16 protein-coding genes and 3 tRNA genes are annotated in these 18,113 nt (G+C 48.0%); all 19 read right to left on the bottom strand.

The window, feature by feature from the left end; translation table 11 throughout:
* Positions 1-48 precede the first annotated feature (48 nt).
* The 19 genes from lysS to HMPREF9443_RS10340 all read right to left on the bottom strand — a co-directional run bounded on the left by lysS (position 49) and on the right by HMPREF9443_RS10340 (position 17,911).
* Positions 49-2,019: a lysine--tRNA ligase gene (gene lysS / locus HMPREF9443_RS05615; protein WP_009145570.1), complete on the bottom strand. Its 1,971-nt coding sequence runs from the start codon at positions 2,017-2,019 to the stop codon at positions 49-51.
* A gap of 18 nt (positions 2,020-2,037) precedes the next feature.
* On the bottom strand, positions 2,038-2,514 hold the full coding sequence (gene greA, locus HMPREF9443_RS05620) for a transcription elongation factor GreA (RefSeq protein WP_009145571.1): 477 nt from the start codon (positions 2,512-2,514) through the stop codon (positions 2,038-2,040).
* A gap of 85 nt (positions 2,515-2,599) precedes the next feature.
* The gene (locus HMPREF9443_RS05625; protein WP_009145572.1) at positions 2,600-3,685 is read right to left on the bottom strand and encodes an NAD(P)-dependent oxidoreductase; all 1,086 of its coding nucleotides are present in this window, start codon (positions 3,683-3,685) and stop codon (positions 2,600-2,602) included.
* A gap of 9 nt (positions 3,686-3,694) precedes the next feature.
* Entirely contained in the window at positions 3,695-4,621 is a 927-nt protein-coding gene (locus tag HMPREF9443_RS05630; protein ID WP_009145573.1) for a hypothetical protein, read from the bottom strand.
* Between the two features lie 58 nt (positions 4,622-4,679).
* Entirely contained in the window at positions 4,680-5,687 is a 1,008-nt protein-coding gene (gene dusB / locus HMPREF9443_RS05635; RefSeq protein WP_050787112.1) for a tRNA dihydrouridine synthase DusB, read from the bottom strand.
* Positions 5,688-5,786: 99 nt separating this feature from the next.
* Entirely contained in the window at positions 5,787-6,563 is a 777-nt protein-coding gene (locus HMPREF9443_RS05640) for a type III pantothenate kinase (protein ID WP_021719714.1), read from the bottom strand.
* Positions 6,564-6,684: 121 nt separating this feature from the next.
* On the bottom strand, positions 6,685-7,683 hold the full coding sequence (locus HMPREF9443_RS05645) for a biotin--[acetyl-CoA-carboxylase] ligase (protein WP_040565102.1): 999 nt from the start codon (positions 7,681-7,683) through the stop codon (positions 6,685-6,687).
* 182 nt (positions 7,684-7,865) lie between these two features.
* A complete protein-coding gene (locus HMPREF9443_RS05650; protein WP_009145577.1) occupies positions 7,866-8,657 on the bottom strand; it encodes a transporter substrate-binding domain-containing protein in 792 nt (263 codons plus the stop codon).
* Positions 8,658-8,807: 150 nt separating this feature from the next.
* Positions 8,808-9,299, bottom strand: coding sequence for a hypothetical protein (locus HMPREF9443_RS05655; protein ID WP_009145578.1), 492 nt, complete (start codon positions 9,297-9,299; stop codon positions 8,808-8,810).
* 7 nt (positions 9,300-9,306) lie between these two features.
* The gene (locus tag HMPREF9443_RS05660; RefSeq protein ID WP_009145579.1) at positions 9,307-9,897 is read right to left on the bottom strand and encodes a hypothetical protein; all 591 of its coding nucleotides are present in this window, start codon (positions 9,895-9,897) and stop codon (positions 9,307-9,309) included.
* A gap of 127 nt (positions 9,898-10,024) precedes the next feature.
* Positions 10,025-10,110 (bottom strand) — tRNA-Leu (locus HMPREF9443_RS05665).
* Positions 10,111-10,296: 186 nt separating this feature from the next.
* Positions 10,297-10,382, bottom strand: a tRNA-Leu gene (locus HMPREF9443_RS05670).
* 29 nt (positions 10,383-10,411) lie between these two features.
* Positions 10,412-10,497: transfer RNA gene (locus HMPREF9443_RS05675), tRNA-Leu, on the bottom strand.
* Between the two features lie 109 nt (positions 10,498-10,606).
* Entirely contained in the window at positions 10,607-11,227 is a 621-nt protein-coding gene (locus tag HMPREF9443_RS05680) for a lytic transglycosylase domain-containing protein (protein ID WP_009145580.1), read from the bottom strand.
* Entirely contained in the window at positions 11,217-11,825 is a 609-nt protein-coding gene (gene coaE, locus HMPREF9443_RS05685) for a dephospho-CoA kinase (protein ID WP_009145581.1), read from the bottom strand. The genes HMPREF9443_RS05680 and coaE overlap by 11 nt, the downstream gene beginning before the upstream one ends.
* Positions 11,826-11,837: 12 nt before the next feature.
* Positions 11,838-12,650 carry a bifunctional DNA-formamidopyrimidine glycosylase/DNA-(apurinic or apyrimidinic site) lyase gene (mutM, locus tag HMPREF9443_RS05690; protein ID WP_009145582.1) on the bottom strand — a complete coding sequence of 271 codons (813 nt, stop codon included), beginning with the start codon at positions 12,648-12,650 and terminating at the stop codon, positions 11,838-11,840.
* 39 nt (positions 12,651-12,689) lie between these two features.
* Positions 12,690-15,287 carry a DNA polymerase I gene (polA, locus tag HMPREF9443_RS05695; RefSeq protein WP_040565106.1) on the bottom strand — a complete coding sequence of 866 codons (2,598 nt, stop codon included), beginning with the start codon at positions 15,285-15,287 and terminating at the stop codon, positions 12,690-12,692.
* Between the two features lie 188 nt (positions 15,288-15,475).
* A complete protein-coding gene (locus HMPREF9443_RS05700; protein ID WP_148495334.1) occupies positions 15,476-16,084 on the bottom strand; it encodes a hypothetical protein in 609 nt (202 codons plus the stop codon).
* Positions 16,085-16,549: 465 nt separating this feature from the next.
* Positions 16,550-17,911: an O-antigen ligase family protein gene (locus HMPREF9443_RS10340; protein WP_009145585.1), complete on the bottom strand. Its 1,362-nt coding sequence runs from the start codon at positions 17,909-17,911 to the stop codon at positions 16,550-16,552.
* Positions 17,912-18,113: the final 202 nt, after the last annotated feature.

Raw genomic sequence — 18,113 nt, forward strand, 5'->3', positions numbered from 1 at the left:
TTAGTTTGAGAGGGTGGTTTTGTCCCAGCCTCAGAATAATTTTTAGTTTTAGTGCAGACGTGCACCGGCCGGGATACGGTTATCTACCATAATAAGGTTCAGCTTCTCTGCGCCTTCCTCTTCATGGATAGCAGACAGCAGCATACCGCAGGAGTCAATACCCATCATTTTACGCGGCGGCAGGTTAACAATAGCAACTAAAGTCTTGCCTACCAGCTCTTCAGGCTCATAGAATGCATGGATACCGCTTAAAATTACACGATCGGTACAGATACCGTCATCCAGAACAAATTTCAGCAGCTTTTTGCTCTTGGGTACAGCGGTACATTCTTTAACCTTAACTACACGGATATCGGACTTGCAGAAGGTGTCAAAATCAACATATTCTTCATAGGCAGGCTCAATAACAACCTTGGAGAAATCGATAGTTTCCTCCTTAGCCTCTTCTACGGGTGCAGCAACAGCAGGAGCCTGCATAAAGTCAGGCTTCTCGCTTACAGCCTTGCCCAACGGTTTCATGGTCGGGAAGAACAGTACGTCACGAATGGTAGAGCTGTTGGTCAGGAACATTACCAGACGATCGATACCAATGCCTAAACCACCTGTCGGAGGCAGGCCGTATTCCAGGGCGTTGACAAAGTCCTCGTCCATCATATTTGCTTCTTCATCGCCGTTAGCGCGTTCTTCAACCTGCTTTAAGAAACGCTCCTTCTGGTCGATAGGATCGTTCAATTCGGTAAAGCCGTTGCAGATTTCGCGGCCATAGATATAAGCCTCGAAACGATCGGTGATTTCGGGGTTTTCGGGGTTGCTCTTGGCCAACGGGGAAATTTCTTTCGGGTGACCGGTAATAAAGGTAGGCTGAATCAGCTTATCTTCAACATATTCTTCAAAGCATGCGTTGATAATTTTGCCAATGCCAAAGGAAGGCTCAACAGCCACATTCAGCTCTTTAGCGATAGCGCGTGCTTCTTCCAGATCGGTTACGTTAGTAAAGTCCTTGCCGGAATATTCTTTTACGGCTTCAATCATGCTCATACGCTTCCAGGGAGAAGCCAGCTCGATAGTAGTGCCTTCATAGTTGATAGTGGTAGTGCCCAGAACCTTCTCAGCAGTCTTAACAACAACCTCTTCGGTCAGGTCCATCATATCGCGGTAATCAGCAAAAGCCTGATAAATCTCAACGCTGGTGAATTCCGGGTTATGACGGTTGTCGATACCCTCGTTACGGAATACGCGGCCCATTTCATATACGCGATCCATACCGCCTACGATAAGGCGTTTGAGGTACAGTTCAGGTGCAATACGCATATATACCTGCATATCCAGAGCGTTATGATAGCTGATAAACGGACGTGCGGCAGCACCACCTGCGATGGTGTTGAGAATAGGAGTTTCTACCTCCAGGAAATCATGGCTGTCGAGAACCTCACGTACGCTTCTGATAATCTGGCTGCGTTTTACAAAGGTATCACGCACTTCCGGATTAACAATCAGGTCAACATAGCGTTGACGGTAACGGGTTTCAACATCCTTCAGTCCATGCCATTTTTCCGGCAGCGGACGCAGGGATTTGGACAGCATTTCTACGGAATTTGCTTTAATAGACAGCTCGCCCATATGGGTACGGAAAGCAGTACCGGTAATGCCTACAGTATCACCGATATCCATCAGCTTAATCAGCGCATAGTTTTCTTCGCCGATAACGTCTTTACGTACATATACCTGGATACGGCCGGTCTTGTCCTGCATATCCATGAAGCAGGTTTTGCCGTGGCCGCGGATAGCCATAATACGACCTGCCATTTTAACTTCGGTTTCTTTTTCGGACAGCTCATCGAACTGCGCAGCGATATCTGCTGCACGATGAGTGTACAGAAAGCGATAGCCGAAAGGCTTCCAGCCATGCTCCTCAATTTTATGCATCTTGTCAATGCGAACCTGCATTTGCTCGTTGATTTCGTTTTCGGTGAGTACTGCAGCTTCTTCTGTATTAGGTTTATTCTTTACCTCTGCCATTATCGCCCTTGCTCCTTTTTATTTAATTTCTACGATTTCGTAGGACAATTCACCTACAGGGGTTTTAGTTACAACAACATCATGAACCTTACAGCCCAGAATTGCCGCACCTACAGGAGATTCGTTGGAAATACGGTTTTCGAACGGATCTGCTTCGGTAGTCCCAACAATGGTATAGGTTTCTTCATCGCCGGTTTCTACGTCCTTCAGCAGTACGGTAGAACCAAGAGATACAATGCCTGCTGCTTTGCTGGCACTGTCATCGATGATGGTAGCAGTTTTAATCATCTGCTCCAGCTCCAGAATACGGCCTTCGTTTTTGCCTTGGTCTTCCTTTGCCTGATCGTACTCGGAGTTCTCGCTCAAGTCGCCCTGTGCTCTTGCTTCTTTCAGACGTTCAACGATTTCTTCACGGATTTCGCCCTTACGTTGAGCTAATTCTTCTTTTAATTTTCTTAAGCCTTCAGCTGTTAAAATAGTTTCCTTGCTTGCCATTTTCCTGCTCCTTTATCATTATTTATATAAAATTTACTTACACACATATATTGATTATATATGTTGCTGGATTTACTTGTCAATATCAGCAGCCATGCACTGCCAGGGCATGCTGAGCGTTATGCTTGACTTCCTCGATATGCTGGGTAGAAACAGCACGTTCAAAATTACGGAAGCCCGCCATCTTGAAGTTATGCTTATCTGCCAGCTGAGAAATAAGATTGATCTTATTGATATCCAGGGATCTTCCCAAAGAGAAATTTTCATAACGGCCATCCAGTGCCAGAATCATGGTTTCTGCCATGCACGCATAGGACGTGTGCGGCGGGAAGCCGAAGTTGAAATGAAAATCTACGTTACCGGGCACATTAATAACGCCGCCTTCGATTACCAGCACATCGTTACGCTGCAGCGATACCTCACGCGATACGTTACGCGGACGCGCAACATCGCATACTACGGCACCGGGCTTCAAATCGCCGGGCTCAATCAAAAAGTCAAGCGCGCTGGTTACGGTAATAACAATGTCAGCCTCCTGCAGGGATGTGCGGATATCCTGGCTTACGGCAACCTCGCAATGATTTTGCTCAATAAGCTCCTGCGCCAGCTCCTCCAACGGTCCCATATGACGGGCAACAAGCGTAATATGCTTAACCTCTTTTGCCAAAAGACGTACGGAAGCAGCACCGATCGAGCCGGTGGCACCGACTACGACAGCACGGCATTCCTTCAGGTCCTTACCCATCATTCTGGCAGCCTGCTTGGTTCCCTGAATAGCGGTAGCAACGGTATAACTGTTGCCGCTGGTAACTGCTATATCCAGATTTTTTGCTACGGTAATGCCTGCATCACCGACAATAGAAGTAAAAGCTCCCAGGCCGACAATCTTGGCTCCCAGCTCCTGAGCAACTTTGCCGGACTCGATAATTCTGTCCATAACAAATTCCTCAGGCAGCTCCACCATCTGCTTAGCAGTTAGCGGACAGCCGATAAACCAGCCTTCGGCTTCGGCATAAGGACTCTTGATGCCGGTAATATGCGAAACCTTGAACGGCTTCTTCATTTTCAGACAGGCTTCGATTATCGGGTCGGGGATATACCTCATCAATGGTGATAAGTGTTCCATATCCTGCAGGGATAATGGATGTAGAATAAAAGCAAATTTTTCCATAAAAACAAACTACTCCTTCGTACCAAAGTACTCAACAGAAGATTCTATATGATAATGCTCTAAAAGCTTCAGATATTCATCTGCCGTGAGCGGTCCTTTACCGCCGTGCAATGCAACCAGCATGGCCTCCATAACATTGGTGCCGAAGCTGCGTCCTTGAATACAGGGAGTTGTCGTAATCAGCATTTTGATTCCCGCCTCCTGCAGCATCACTCTATCAGCAGCAGTAACTGTATTAGTAATAATCGTTTTTCCCGGCAGCTTATCCGGCATAAATTTTTTTATATAATGAAAATCACCGGCAATGATATCATTCTCCAGAAAATATTCCGGATGACGCACTACCCGCACTTCCTGATCCTTGCCCATGGGGTAAAACCAGCTTACCGGCAGCTTGGTAACAAGCGGTGCCAGCAGCGCTGCCCACCATGCAAGCGCCTTCAGCGAATATAACGGCTTATTGACATTCAGGCCGAAAATAAGGTCACCGAAGGTAACCTCAGCACCTGCCTCCAGCAATGCCTCCGCCATACCAAAGCGGTCCACGCCGCAGACCATCAGCACCTTGCTGCCCTTTATCGGCACCTTGCCGCTGGCCGCAAGTGATTTAATCAGCTTACGCTCCAGCGAATTTTTCAGGCCGCTGCCATCCAAAACCGGTGTTTTTTTTACATTAGCAATCAGATGAGCCGATTCACGGAAGGTATAACGCTTTTTGCCTGCATAAACATATAAATCCGTACCGCCCAGACCGATGGCATCAGCTTTGCCGTCCCAGCGTTCCAAGAGCTGACGTGCTTTGTCAAAATCGCCGTCGGTTCCCCGGCGTTCGATGCTGATTTTGCGTCCTCCCAGTTCCAATATGGCGCCGGCATCACGTTTAGATGACCCCAGACTGATACTTACTACATGTTTTGCGTTGTTAGCTGCTTCCATGTTTTTAACTCCCTAAATGCTTCTTTTACAAATTATTATTTTAACATATTTGCGCGTCTTAGACAATGCCAGATGCAAAATGTTTTTCTGTTTCATAATAGCGATGCGCGCATTCGCTGTATTCCGCCAACAGCTCCGAAAACTGCTCCTGCGTATCAACCTTATGAAAGCGTCCTCTGAATTCCGCTGCATGCGGCATGCCTTTAAGATAAGCAGAAATATGGCGGCGCATCTCTTTTACCGCAACCACTTCGTTCTTGTAAGCACTGAGCATTTCCAGATGCTCCGCCGCCTGCGCCAGACGCTCCTTCAAAGAAGGCGGCTGCGGCAGCGGCTCGCCGCGCAATGCTGCCGCCAGTGCGGTAAACAGCCACGGGTTACCGTCAGCGCCGCGTCCGATCATCAGTCCGTCGCAGCCTGTCTGCTCCAGCATCCGCAATCCGTCCGCTACCGTAAAAATATCACCGTTGCCGAATACAGGCACCTTTACGGCCTGCTTCACGTCGGCGATAATGCTCCAGTCAGCCTTGCCCTCATAAAACTGCTGGCGTGTACGCCCGTGTACGGCAACAGCGCTCACGCCTGCTGCCTCCACGGCACGCGCAACCTCCACCGCATTGCGGTTGGCATCGTCCCAGCCCGCACGGAACTTTACCGTCACCGGAATCTTGACGGCCTTCACCATCGCCGCCAGAATATCATGCGCCAGCTGCGGATTCTTCATCAGCGCCGAGCCTTCGCCGTTATTGACAATTTTCGGCACCGGGCAGCCCATATTGAAATCAATCATATCTGCACCGCTGGCCTCTACCATGCGTGCAGCCTCCGCCAGCTCCGCCGGCACACTGCCGAAAAGCTGAATCGCCGTCGGACGCTCGCCATCATCAATGCGCAGCATTTCGGTAGTCTTGACGTTTTTGTACAGCAGTCCCTTGGCGCTCACCATCTCCGACACGGTCATGCCGCAGCCCAGACGGCGGCAAATCAGGCGGAACGGCAAATCCGTAATGCCTGCCATCGGCGCCAGCGCCAACGGTGCAGACAGCTCTATATTACCAATATTCATAAAAATAACTCCTATCGAAAAAAAGCTGCCGCGCAGCAAAACGCTACTCACGACAGCTTCAACTTTTTTTCTCACGAGCGACGGAATAAATCCCTGCTCTTATTTAGCGTTTTTTTCGTACAGAATGCGCAGACCGTCCAAAGTCAGGAAAGGTTCTACAACATCAATACAATCAGATTCTGCAGCCATAGTATTGGCAAAGCCACCGGTAGCAATAACGTAAGCATCACCGCCGAGCTCCTTCTTCATATGGTTGACAATGCCCTCCATCTGACCTACGAAGCCGTAAATAGCACCTGCCTGCATAGAGCTTACAGTATTACGGCAGATAACGGATTTAGGCTTAACGAGTTCGATACGCGGCAGCTTCGCTGCGCGTTGGAAGAGCGCTTCTGTAGAAATGCCGATGCCGGGCGCAATAGCACCGCCCAGGTATTCACCTGTCGGCAGCAGAGCACAGAAGGTGTTGGCAGTACCGAAATCAATGATAATCATCGGCTTGCCCAGATGACTGAATTTATGGAAGGCTGCCACAGCGTTGACAATACGGTCTGCACCAACCTCTTTGGGATTATCATATTTAATGAAAATGCCGTTTTTAACGCCAGGTCCTACAACCATCGGTTTAATGCCGAAATAGCGCTCACACATGTGGCACAAGGGAATCAGCACCGGAGGCACAACACTGGAAATAATGACGGAAGAAATCTTATCCATTTCCACATCACTATAAGCAAACATGCTGCGCAGCATAATACCAAATTCATCTGCAGTTTTAGAACGGTCTGTAGAAAAGCGCCAGTGTACCTTTAAAGTCTTATCCTCGAAAACACCGGCTACGATGTTTGTATTTCCTACATCCACAACAAGTAACATTCTAAGTTCCTCCTCGGAAATCTGCGTTCCGTTCGCAAAATACGGCATAAAAGCCTTTTTTATTTTACCACAAAGCGGAAATATTGCAAGAAGAAATTGTAGCTATTTAACGCTTACCGTTTTACGCGTACTCATTCCCCTTAGCCTTCGCCGGACGAATAGAAACATCACCGGCTACAACCTTTTCTTTGCTGCCGTCCTCGCGGCGTACAATCAGCAGGCCTTCTTCATCAATATCCTCGGCAGTACCGAAATAAGTCATATCAGGGGCAATAACCTTTACCTCCTGACCTAAGGTGCAGGAATAACGGCGCCATTCATCAAATACAGGGCCAAAGCCATCCTGTACCGCAGTTTCATACAGGTCCTCCATATTCTTGAGGATATCGCACAAAAGCTCTACTCTGGTAAAAGGCTCCGTTGCGGCATCAGCCACGGAAACAGCCAGGTCGCGTACTTCTTCGGGATAATCCTCGGGAGAAGCGTTGGTGTTGATGCCGGTGCCGATAACAACATAATTGATATGACCGAATTCGGCATTCATTTCCGTCAGGATGCCTACAAGCTTGCGTCCCAGCAGAAGAACGTCGTTAGGCCATTTGATAGCGGCATGAACACCGGCAATCTTGTTGATAGACTTTACTACGGCAACAGCTGCCAAAAGCGTACATTTAGAAGCCTCCTGCGGCAGGAACGGCGGCTTCAGCACCACGGAAAACCAGATACCCTTCGCATAAGGGGAAATCCAGCCGCGGGATAAACGTCCTTTGCCTGCGCCCTGCTCCTCCGCTACTACCAGCAGACCGTTTTCGCAGCCTTCGTTGGCCAGTGCTTTAGCCAGGTTATTGCTGGAATCAACGCTGTCACGATAGCAGATATTGCGTCCCAGCCATTTGGTCTGCAGACGGGACAAAATTTCCTGCGGGAACAGACGGTCCGGCACCTCGCGCAGAATATAACCGCGCTTAGGCACAGATTCAATCTCGTAGCCCTCGTTCTTCAATGCCTGGATATGCTTCCAGATAGCAGTACGCGAAACCTCCAGCTCCTTGGAAATCTCTTCACCGGAAACCGGTGTCCCCTTACTGTTTCGCAGCAGCTCCAAAATACGTTTACGCATATATATCATCCTCTCCGATTCTCTTAATACTCTTCGTTATCAGTCTAAAGTCTGTCTATGCAGACATTCCGATATGCAAAGAGTAACACCAGGTTAACCAAAAGTCAAGTCTAAAGTGAACGATGCCTTCGATAAAAGTAAAAAACCGCCACACCTAAGTGCAGCGGCTCATAAATCAACCTTTATTTGATATACTGGTCCTCCAGCTTATCAAGCGTACCATCCATATCCTTTTCTTCCATAAAGAAGTTTACGTAGTTCAGCCAATCCTGATCACCTTTAGCCATCAAGATACCAAAGTGATTTTTCGTAAACGGATCATCTAGCAGAGGTGCTGCCAGACGGGCATCATCACGCACATAACGACGTGCTTCCATAGTTTCGGTAATCATAACATCAGCCTTGCCTTCGGCAATCAGCGCAGGAATTTCTGCATTTTGCGGATGTACCAAAAGTGTGCAATTAGGCAGATTGCTCAGAGCAAATTTTTCATTAGTGCCGCCGGGATTAACCATAACGCGAACGCTATTCTTATTCAAATCCGCTTCAGATGTGAATTTCTTTGCATCAGCCTTGCGACAAAGAATAGTCTTACCGAATGTCAGATAACCATGAGACATATTCATTTTTTGTTCACGGGCAAAGGTTCTTGTAACACCGCACATAGCAATGTCAAACTTTCCGGCCATTGTATCAGCCTGCAGTGTTTTCCAGGTAGTCGGTACATATTGCACCTTAACACCCAAGGACTGTGCCAACAGCTCCGCTACCTCAACATCAAAGCCTTCATACTTGCCGGTTTCTTTATTAAGATAGCTCATAGGCTTATAATCGCCGGTACTGCCGACCAGCAAAATACCTCTAGCCTGAACATCTTCAATTTTTCCTGCCTCTGCGCTCGGAGTCAAAGCACCCATACCGCAAATTGTCGTTGCCAACAGCGCACCTACACATAATTTCTTTAAGTTTACCATACTACCATCCTTCTTTCTTATCTGCTATACAGCAGATATTTTGGATGTATTATACAATATTTATCGCCAATTAGCTAGAATTTTATCACTTTTTTGCAGAAATGAAATTGATTAAAGAAAAAGTGTTAAGCTGTTTACACAAGCAATCCTCTAATACCATTTGCTCTGCACACGCAACCAGGCACCTGCTCCGCCCTTGCTGCGCACCTGCAGCCACGTGCCTTCATCAACCGGCTGCAGCAAGGTCTTGTCAACCTCCAGCTTAGCAGTTGCTCCATTCACCGTCTGTACCTCAATAACGCAGGGGGTATTCGCCTTATCCATGCGTGATTCCACCAGCTTATAAACATCGCCCTCACGCAGCTGATATTTAGTGCGGTTTTTATCCTCTACTATCTTAGTCTGCAGTACCTTCACCGCAGTAGGCGCCGCAAGCTCCAGCTTATCCGTCACATCCAGCTCCTCGCCTTTGGCAAAGCCTGCTGCCGGCTGAGCAGTCACAGAAGGCTGACTGTAAAAGCTGTCGCCCTCCTTCACACTGTAGCTTCTGTCCTTCAGTCCAAAAATATTCATACCGATTGCAAAGCCCGCCAGCAGGCAGAGCAATGCCGCAATTCTCATTACCAGCTTATTACTCATCATGCCCACCTCACATCAGCTTCGCATCCGAAAGCGCATTGTATTTCACAAAGCCCGGCTTGCCGTTGAATTCAACCTTTTTCCACTGGCCTACATAAGGAAAACGCAGCAGATTGGTAGAAAAATCAAGGTCATATTCCTTGTCATCAACCAAAACACGTCCCTTGGTTTCACCGCTACCTCTGTCCGCCTGCAACACAAGTACCTGCGTACCGGCAGGAATAATATGCCGCCTTCCGAAAAACTTGCGGAACTGCAGCTGCTGCTCCGTAACAGCATAGCGTTCATCCTTATCCTGACTGGAAACTGTATCAATATAATCCAGCTTAACACCGGCAGACAGATAATCAATAACCTTGCCATGCAGACCTGACGGGGCACTGTACATCGCAGCCTTATCCTGCAGCACAACGCACTGCAGTCTGCCTGTTTCCACCTTGGCATAATGCAGCTCGCTCGTAAGCTTCGCCGTATTATAATGCGGCGAGGTTTTATTGCTGCTCCAAGCATAGCCTGCCCCGGCAATAAAGCCTGTCAGCAGCGCCGCCACACACACAGCAGCAGTTTTTCTGTTTATACTCTGCAGTTTATCAAAAACCATAAGCACACACTCCCTTAGATATTATTGTCAGAAGCTCATACTATGCTTACATTTTCTCATACTTGCAGAGCTTTCGCAAGCAAAACAAAAAAGCCCAAGAGCCATACTCTTAGACCTGAGATTTAAATGGTGCGGTAGAGAGGATTTGAACCTCCACGGGGTCTCCCCCACTAGCTCCTGAGGCTAGCGCGTCTGCCGTTCCGCCACTACCGCATACTGTATTCAGTTCGTTGCCGTCATAAGCAACATAGATATAATAACACAAACCATATACCTTGTCAACACTATTTCTAAATTTTTTTCAAAAAATATCTGCCAAACCATCTTCTTATAAACCACCCCAAAACACAAAACAAAAAAGGACTCATGCGTTAACATAAGTCCTCATTAATTCAATGTTGGTGCGGTCGGTGGGATTTGAACCCACACGGGATTTCTCCCACCACCCCCTCAAAGTGGCGTGTCTGCCGTTCCACCACGACCGCGTCTTTGGGATAAAGTTCATAAATAAAAATGGTGCGGTAGAGAGGATTTGAACCTCCACGGGGTCTCCCCCACTAGCTCCTGAGGCTAGCGCGTCTGCCGTTCCGCCACTACCGCATGCTTTATTCACTTCGTTGCTGTCATAAGCAACATAGATATAATAGCATACTCTGACGCGTTCGTCAAGTAACCTTGCGAAAAAAATTTATAAAATCTTCTTTTGCTATTATTTTATCTTATCCTTATAAAGCAGATAATATTTATCCCTATCCTGCATAACCTTAGCTACATATTCACGGGTATCAGGGTAAGGAATAGATTTTATATCATTGAAATTATAGTCCCAGCCGTTTTCCTGCATCCATTCATGCGTCTGTCCGCGCCCCGCATTATAGGCCACCATCAGCAGCACCAGGTTATGCTGAAATTCGTGCTCCAGCTCGCCTACGTACCAACAGCCCATGCGAATATTTTTTCTCGTCTGGTACAAATCACTGTCCTGATAATTCTCCAGGCCCATCTGCTCGGCAATCCAACGTCCTGTTTCCGGCATAATCTGCATCAGTCCTACAGCTCCGACTTTGGAAACAGCATCATGCTTGAAATTGCTTTCATTTTTGATAATGGCAGCAACCAGAAAAGGATCTACATTATTTTTCTTACTGTAGGTCACAATATCCTGCTGATGATCCCACATATAAACGAAACGCATCTGCACAGTATCGCTGCTCCAGACCTTCCAGCCGCCGAAGGCTATGACAAGCAGCACGCCAAGAAGCAGCAGCCATCTGTACAGCCTTCCGTGTGTCTTAGTCCGTCTGCTGCGGGCTTTGCGCTTACTCTTCACTGACGCCACCCAAAAGCAGCTCCAGCTGCGAACGCACAGCCTGCATGGTTTCCGCCTGACTGCCACTGTTATCCAATACTACATCGGCATATTTTCTCTTTTCTGCCAATGACATCTGCGCTTCAATACGCGCATTCACCTCGTCCGCAGTCATGCCGCTGCGCAGCATTGCTCTTTCAACCTGCTGCTGACGGCTGACGGATACCAGCCACACGCTGTCCACATTCTTGTGCCAGCCGCATTCAATCAGCAGAGGCACATCCAGCACCGCTGCCTTATATCCCTGTTTGCTGCTTGCAGCCAAAAAGCTTTCTGCCTGCTGCCAGACTATTTTATGGATAATCGCCTCCACTGCCTTCAGCGCTTCTTTGTCATGAAAAATGCGCTCGGCAACCTTGGCTCTGTCCAGCGTTCCTTCCTCGCTCAGATATTCCTTGCCCAATACGGCAATCACCTGCGCCAGGCCTTCGCTGCCTACAGCTACCGCCAGACGTGCTTCGGCATCCGCATCAAAAACAGGCAGTCCCAGGCTGCGCAGCTCTGCAGAAACTGTACTTTTACCGGAAGCAATACCTCCCGTCAAACCTATTGTTATCATTATTCTCCACTCCTACTTTTGGCAATGCTCACAATAAACCGTGCCTCTGCCGCCGACCTTGGTTGTCTGCAGCAGCGCACCGCATTTTTTACAGGGCTTGCCGCCTCGGCCGTATACCAACAGATGATTCTGGTTATCGCCCTTATTTCCTTCGCCATCCTTATAATCACGGAAGGTTGTGCCGCGATTTTTGATGCCCTGCGCGATTACCGCATTGACTGCCTCACACAAGCGCCCTACCTCAGCAGCACTCAGGCTGCAGGCTTTGCGCATAGGCAGAATGCCGGACAGAGCCAGACATTCATCGGCATAAATATTGCCAAGGCCGGCAATAATCTGCTGATCCAGAATAAAGCTTTTGATAGCCTTCTTGCTTTTTTGCGCCAACGGCAGCAGATATCCGGCAGTAAAGCCCTCGCTCAGCGGCTCCGGTCCCAGCGTTTCGTAGCCTTCAATATATGTATCGTTATCGGTTACCAGATACAGCGTACCGAAGGTACGGATATCCGTGAACCACATTGTTACGTCATCGGAAAGCGTGAACTTGATTTTAGCATAAGCCGGGGCAGGTGCGGCTGACGGCTGCGCCAACAGCGCGCCTGTCATGCGCAGATGCACTATCAGCTGCTGCTTCGGTGCTGTATGCAGCACCAGATATTTACCGCGTCGGCCCACGCTGCTGATAGTTTTGCCCACCAGTCCTTTGATAAAGGCATCAGGCTGAGGATATTTTATCAATCGCTCCAAATATATCTCTACTGCTAAAATTTTCTTTCCTTCTATATGAGGCGCAAGTGTTTTGCGCACCTGCTCCACCTCAGGCATTTCCGGCACAGGTCTTCCCCTCTTTCCGTAAAGTATCCGTTATTTTGTTTCCGCCCAGTCACGACCGCAATTAACGTCGGCCAGCAGCGGAATATCCAGTGACGCAGCACCTTCCATGGCTGTGCGCACAAGCTGCGCTACCTGCTCCTTCTCATCCTCAGTAACTTCCAGCACCAGCTCATCGTGTACCTGCAGCAAAATTCTGCTCTTGCACTGCGCCTTATCCAGCTCGCGCTGTACGGCAATCATTGCCTTCTTCATAATATCTGCGGCAGTTCCCTGAATCGGGGTGTTGATAGCGGTACGCTCCGCAAAGCTGCGCAGATTGAAATTACTGCTGCGGATTTCCGGCAGATAACGTCTGCGTCCCATCAGCGTGCTGACATAGCCTTGCTCACGTGCCTCGGCTACAATATCTTCCATATATTTTTTTACACCTGTATAGCGCTCAAAGTAGCTGGCGATATAGCCTGCTGCCTCCTTGCGGCCGACATCCAGCTGCTTGGCCAGCCCAAAGTCGCTGATACCGTAAACAATGCCGAAGTTAACAGCCTTCGCACGGCTGCGCATTTGAGGCGTTACTTCGTCAAGCGGCACACCGAAAACCTCGGCAGCGGTGCGCGCATGGATATCCTGACCATGACGGAAGGCCTCCAACAGCAGCTCATCCTGCGCAATGCAGGCCAGAATACGCAGCTCAACCTGCGAATAATCACAGCTCATCAGCAGGTCATAGCCTGCGCCCGGAACAAAAATACGGCGAATCTGTCTGCTCTCCTCCGTGCGTGCAGGAATGTTCTGCAGGTTAGGATCAGTGCTGGACAAACGGCCTGTTACCGTTACAGTCTGCTGGAAGTGCGTATGAATGCGTCCCGTTTTGGGATTAATCAACGGCTGCAGTCCTTCCAGATATGTGGATTGCAGCTTCGCCAGCTTGCGATGCTCCAGAATGGTAGCAATCAGCGGATGCTTGCCCTCCAGTGCTTCCAATACCTTGGCATCGGTAGAATAGCCTGTTTTCGTCTTTTTGATTACCGGCAGCTGCAAGCGTTCAAATAAAATCACGCCCAGCTGCTTGGGAGATTTCAGGTTAAATTCTTCGCCCGCCTGCTCCTGTGCCAATGCCTCCAGCTTGGCAATACGGTGCCCCATATCTTCGTTCAGCTGCAGCAAAAGCTCCTTGTCCGGCGTAATACCGGCAAACTCCATCTGCGCCAGCACCGGTGCCAAAGGCAGCTCAAATTCCTCGTACAGCTTAAGCTGCTGCTGCTCAGCCAACAGGCTGCGCAGCTTGGATGCGAGCTGCAGCAGATTTTCGCAAGGCGTTGCCAGTACTCCCGGCAGATTGCGGCGGCTCAAATCCTCCAGACTGTAGGAACTGTGGCCGGGGTCGGCAACATAGCCTGCCAGGGCAACATCATCAACTATTCCCTGCACCTTCACCTTGCGGCACAGGCAGCATTTATAAAGCTCCTTGCTGTCTATCGTTATCTTTTTGCTGCCTGCGTCTGACAGCCAGCTGTCGAATTTATCCCAACAGCCGCTTTGCGCGTCCAGCAGATAAATTTTATTATCAGCCAAAATTTCGGCACTGCTGAAATACAGCTCCGGCAGCTGTCCTGCTACCTGCGCATGCACGGTAACAGGCTGCTTTGCTTTTCCCAAGGCTGCAAAAAGCTCCTCTGCCAGCTGCGGCGTATTGACAGCAATCTGCTGCAGGCCTTCCTGCTCAACAGCTTCACCGAAAAGGTCAAAGCTGTCCTGCGCACCGCCAAGTACCACGGCAAAGCGCTCGTACATATTGCGGAACTCCAAATCCTGCATCAGGGTGCGTGCTTCCTCCTTAATCGGCTGCAGCTCATAAGTCTGCACAGCGGTATCAACAGGTGCTTCCGTGCAGATTGTTGCCAGCTGCTTCGACAGTAAGGCAGATTCCTTGTTGTCCGTCAGCTTTGTCTTTAACGATTTGCCGGAAACCTTTTCGATATTCTCCAACACCGTTTCCACATTACCGTATTCCTTAATCAACTTCATCGCTGTTTTAGGACCTACGCCCGGAACGCCGGGAATATTATCCGAGGTATCGCCCATCAGGCCCTTCAGCTCAATCAGCTGCTTAGGCTGCAGGCCCTCGTAATTGGCGGCAAATTCTGCCTCATCAAAAACTTGAATATCGCTGATGCCGCGCTTGGTATAAAAAACCTTGGTGCGCTTATCAATAAGCTGCAACTCATCGCGGTCACCAGTAACAATGATAACATCAACCTCCGGCGGTGCCTGCACGGCAAAAGTACCGATAATATCATCGGCCTCATAATCATCCAGCTCCAGCGTGCGTATTCCCATGCATTCCAAAACCTTCATCGCCAAAGGAAACTGCTCGCTCAGTTCGCTCGGAGTAGGCTTACGCTGCGCCTTATATTCCGCATACAGCTTGCTGCGGAATGTTTTGCGCGATTTATCAAAGGCAACCGCCATATAACGAGGCTTCACCTCATCCAAAAGCTTCAGCAGCATATTGCACAGTCCGTACACTGCTCCCGTATGGATACCCTGACGCGTAGTCAGCGGCGGCAAAGCAAAAAACGCTCTATGTATTAAGCTGCTGCCATCTATTACTAAAAATTTATCTGCCATAACTGCTCCTCCTCTATGCCGCTCACATAGAATAAACATTAATGTAATTATTATATCATAGCGAGGCAAGAAAATATGTAACTAAAATGTAAGAAAGGCTAAACTTCGGCATAAACTGCCGCATTGATATACATACAATACAAAAGCGCAGAACTGTCTGCATGCCGAGTTCTGCGCTAAGCTACTGTCTAAAAATATATTTTTTCTACCGGATAATAGTCGTGCAGTATTTTCCTTAAAAGTGAAAAATCATCCGATTTAAACGTCACCAGAGAATACTTGGTTTTAATATAATCTATAAAATCCTGTAAATTATCACATTTAATATAATGCTCCTGAGAATTATCCCTGATATATTTGCCGATTACATCATTAATGAGCTTAATTGTTTCCGGAGCAACATCCGACTCCGGAACAAGGTATAATTGTGAAATAATATTATTAAAGCTATAAGCCATGGGCTTATGCCAACGGCTTTGCGACAGCATAAACAAACGGGCAAAGGCAATAAGATTACGCAAGCTTTGGTTGGCACGATGTATATTGCCTTCCGTTTCACCTTCCTTCTCAAATGCAGTCAGCTTCGGCGGCACTGCCATTTCCCAGCATTGGAGCAGTTTAAGGCCCCTTTTTTCGGGAAAAACCGGATAATAGGCAATTCTCTTTTCCAAATCGCACACCTTAAGCATAATTATATCATCCTTCAAAAAGCGATCGCTGCCATCAGCATTATAAACAAAACTCCATGGCGGCAGCTCCTCGTAAGACTCCACCTGAATACGAAACTTATTGTTCATTCCTATGGCTGCCGCCAGGCTCTCACAATAAGTTTTTTGAAAAGCAATGATTTCCCTAGTGCTTGCATCTTTGCACTTATACATTGCATCATCCCTTCCTTAAATAATAGATTATATACTTATCTTCTCCCCATGCCTTTTAAGGCTACTCTCCTTTCCCTGATTATAGAAGTTATCTATTTATACTACCCCTAGTATAAATTCATAATTCTCTTTATTCAGATTCTTTTCTTTATTCGCAAAATTTATCGCTATTTTTTACGGCTATTTGAGCTTCACATATCACAAATAGCCGTAATAAATTTTTCCGTTCTCAGAGCAGTTTTAAAAACCACTTTCTTTATACATAATTATACCATAATACAGCGTTTTTGTCTAGTATTTTTGAAAATTATGCAACTTTTTTTGGATTATATCTAATCGTTATTCATATGATTCTCAGGATGCCTTTTTAATGAGCATTTTTTATTCCTCGTCTGAGCATTTATTGATTCCGGCACATAGCAAAGTCAGGCCACCCAAAGTCCAAAATAACAATCCCATCTGAGTATTGAAATAAACATGGTCAGTCAATCCGCCAATAATAATGCCTACTGTTGCCAGCACATAACCTCGTCCCATAGCCTTCAGCCACAAGCTGCGTCCATGATATGCCAGCTTCCAGCCTGCAGGCAGAAAAATTCCGAACCAGATAACAAGAAAAATCAGCAGACCATGCGCACCAAGCTCCGCCCAGATATTCAAGAAGATATTGTGGCAGTGGTACATGATAACGTTCTTGTCCGCCAGATAGAAATTATATGTAGGATAAACAAAGCGATAGCCGTACCAGCCTACTCCCAAAGGAAATTCCTCGATAATCCACTTGGTGCTCTTCAAATAAGCCATGCGCAGAGCAATCGAGGTATCACCGCCATAACCGCCGCGAATAGATTCCAGACGCTGTAGCACCGCCTGACCGCCAAGCGCCAGAGCAGCCGCCCCGCCGCCAAGGACAGGAATAAAAGCCTTACGGCAGAACAGCACGCAGAACGCCAGCAGCATCACAGCGCAGGCTACCCAGTTGCCGCGTGAATATGTATAAAGCAGGCAGACTGCTGCCAAAAGTCCTGTAATAAGAAACGTCAGACGCCATTTTTTATACGCCTTCGTCTGATTGAAAAATGCTGTACTGTAAGCCACAACCAGCACCAGATAGCCTGCCAGGATATTGGGGTTAACCAGCGTAGAGAAAACACGCACCTTCAAATCAGGGAACTGCGCCGGGTCCACCCAGATGCCCTCGGCCGTAACGCCGAAAATCTTCTGCGCAATACCGATGGCGCTCACCAACAGCGATACACCTAAAAAAGCACTGATGAGCTGCAAAGGACGCGGCAAAGTGCCGAAGCGCTGCCACACAAGCGCAAGCCTTTGCTTGACGTCAGCATTTTTCCAGGCCTCACTTTGCGTCAGCGGCTCAGCCTCGCAGGCAGTCAGATGCGCCCTGTCCTGCTCACTGCTGCGGCCGTAACGCAATAGCACAAAAAACAGTGCCGCATACTGGCCTACAACATAGATAAGATTCCAGAAGGACAAAAATCTGTCCAAGGAAAAATATACCGAACCAACCGATATCAGCAAAAGAAGATAAAACGCTCCCTGCTGCCACGGCTTCAGCACATTTTCCTGCTGCGGGAGTCCCTTAACATGCGCTACAATCACAGCACCGATAAAGGTCATCGCCACACAGAAGGAGGTAAATTCCTGTTCCAGTGGAATAACCGCCACAGTAAACAGCAGCATATACCATATTTTATTTTCGAGATAATTTGCCAGTTTTGTCATGATACACCCTAACAAAAGATTCTATTTTCTTAAACAAGCCATTAATATATCGTAGCGCAATATTTAATTGCGACGCAGATACGCCCCCTTCCGCCTCGCTACGCTCGGCACCTTCCCCGAGGGGCAGGCAAGAAGGTTAGCAAACAGCCTTAACGAGCAATTAATATATCGTGTAAGGAATAGCAATTTTAGCAAATGAGTG

It is taken from the genome of Phascolarctobacterium succinatutens YIT 12067 (assembly GCF_000188175.1).
GTDB classification, from domain to species: Bacteria; Bacillota; Negativicutes; order Acidaminococcales; family Acidaminococcaceae; genus Phascolarctobacterium_A; species Phascolarctobacterium_A succinatutens.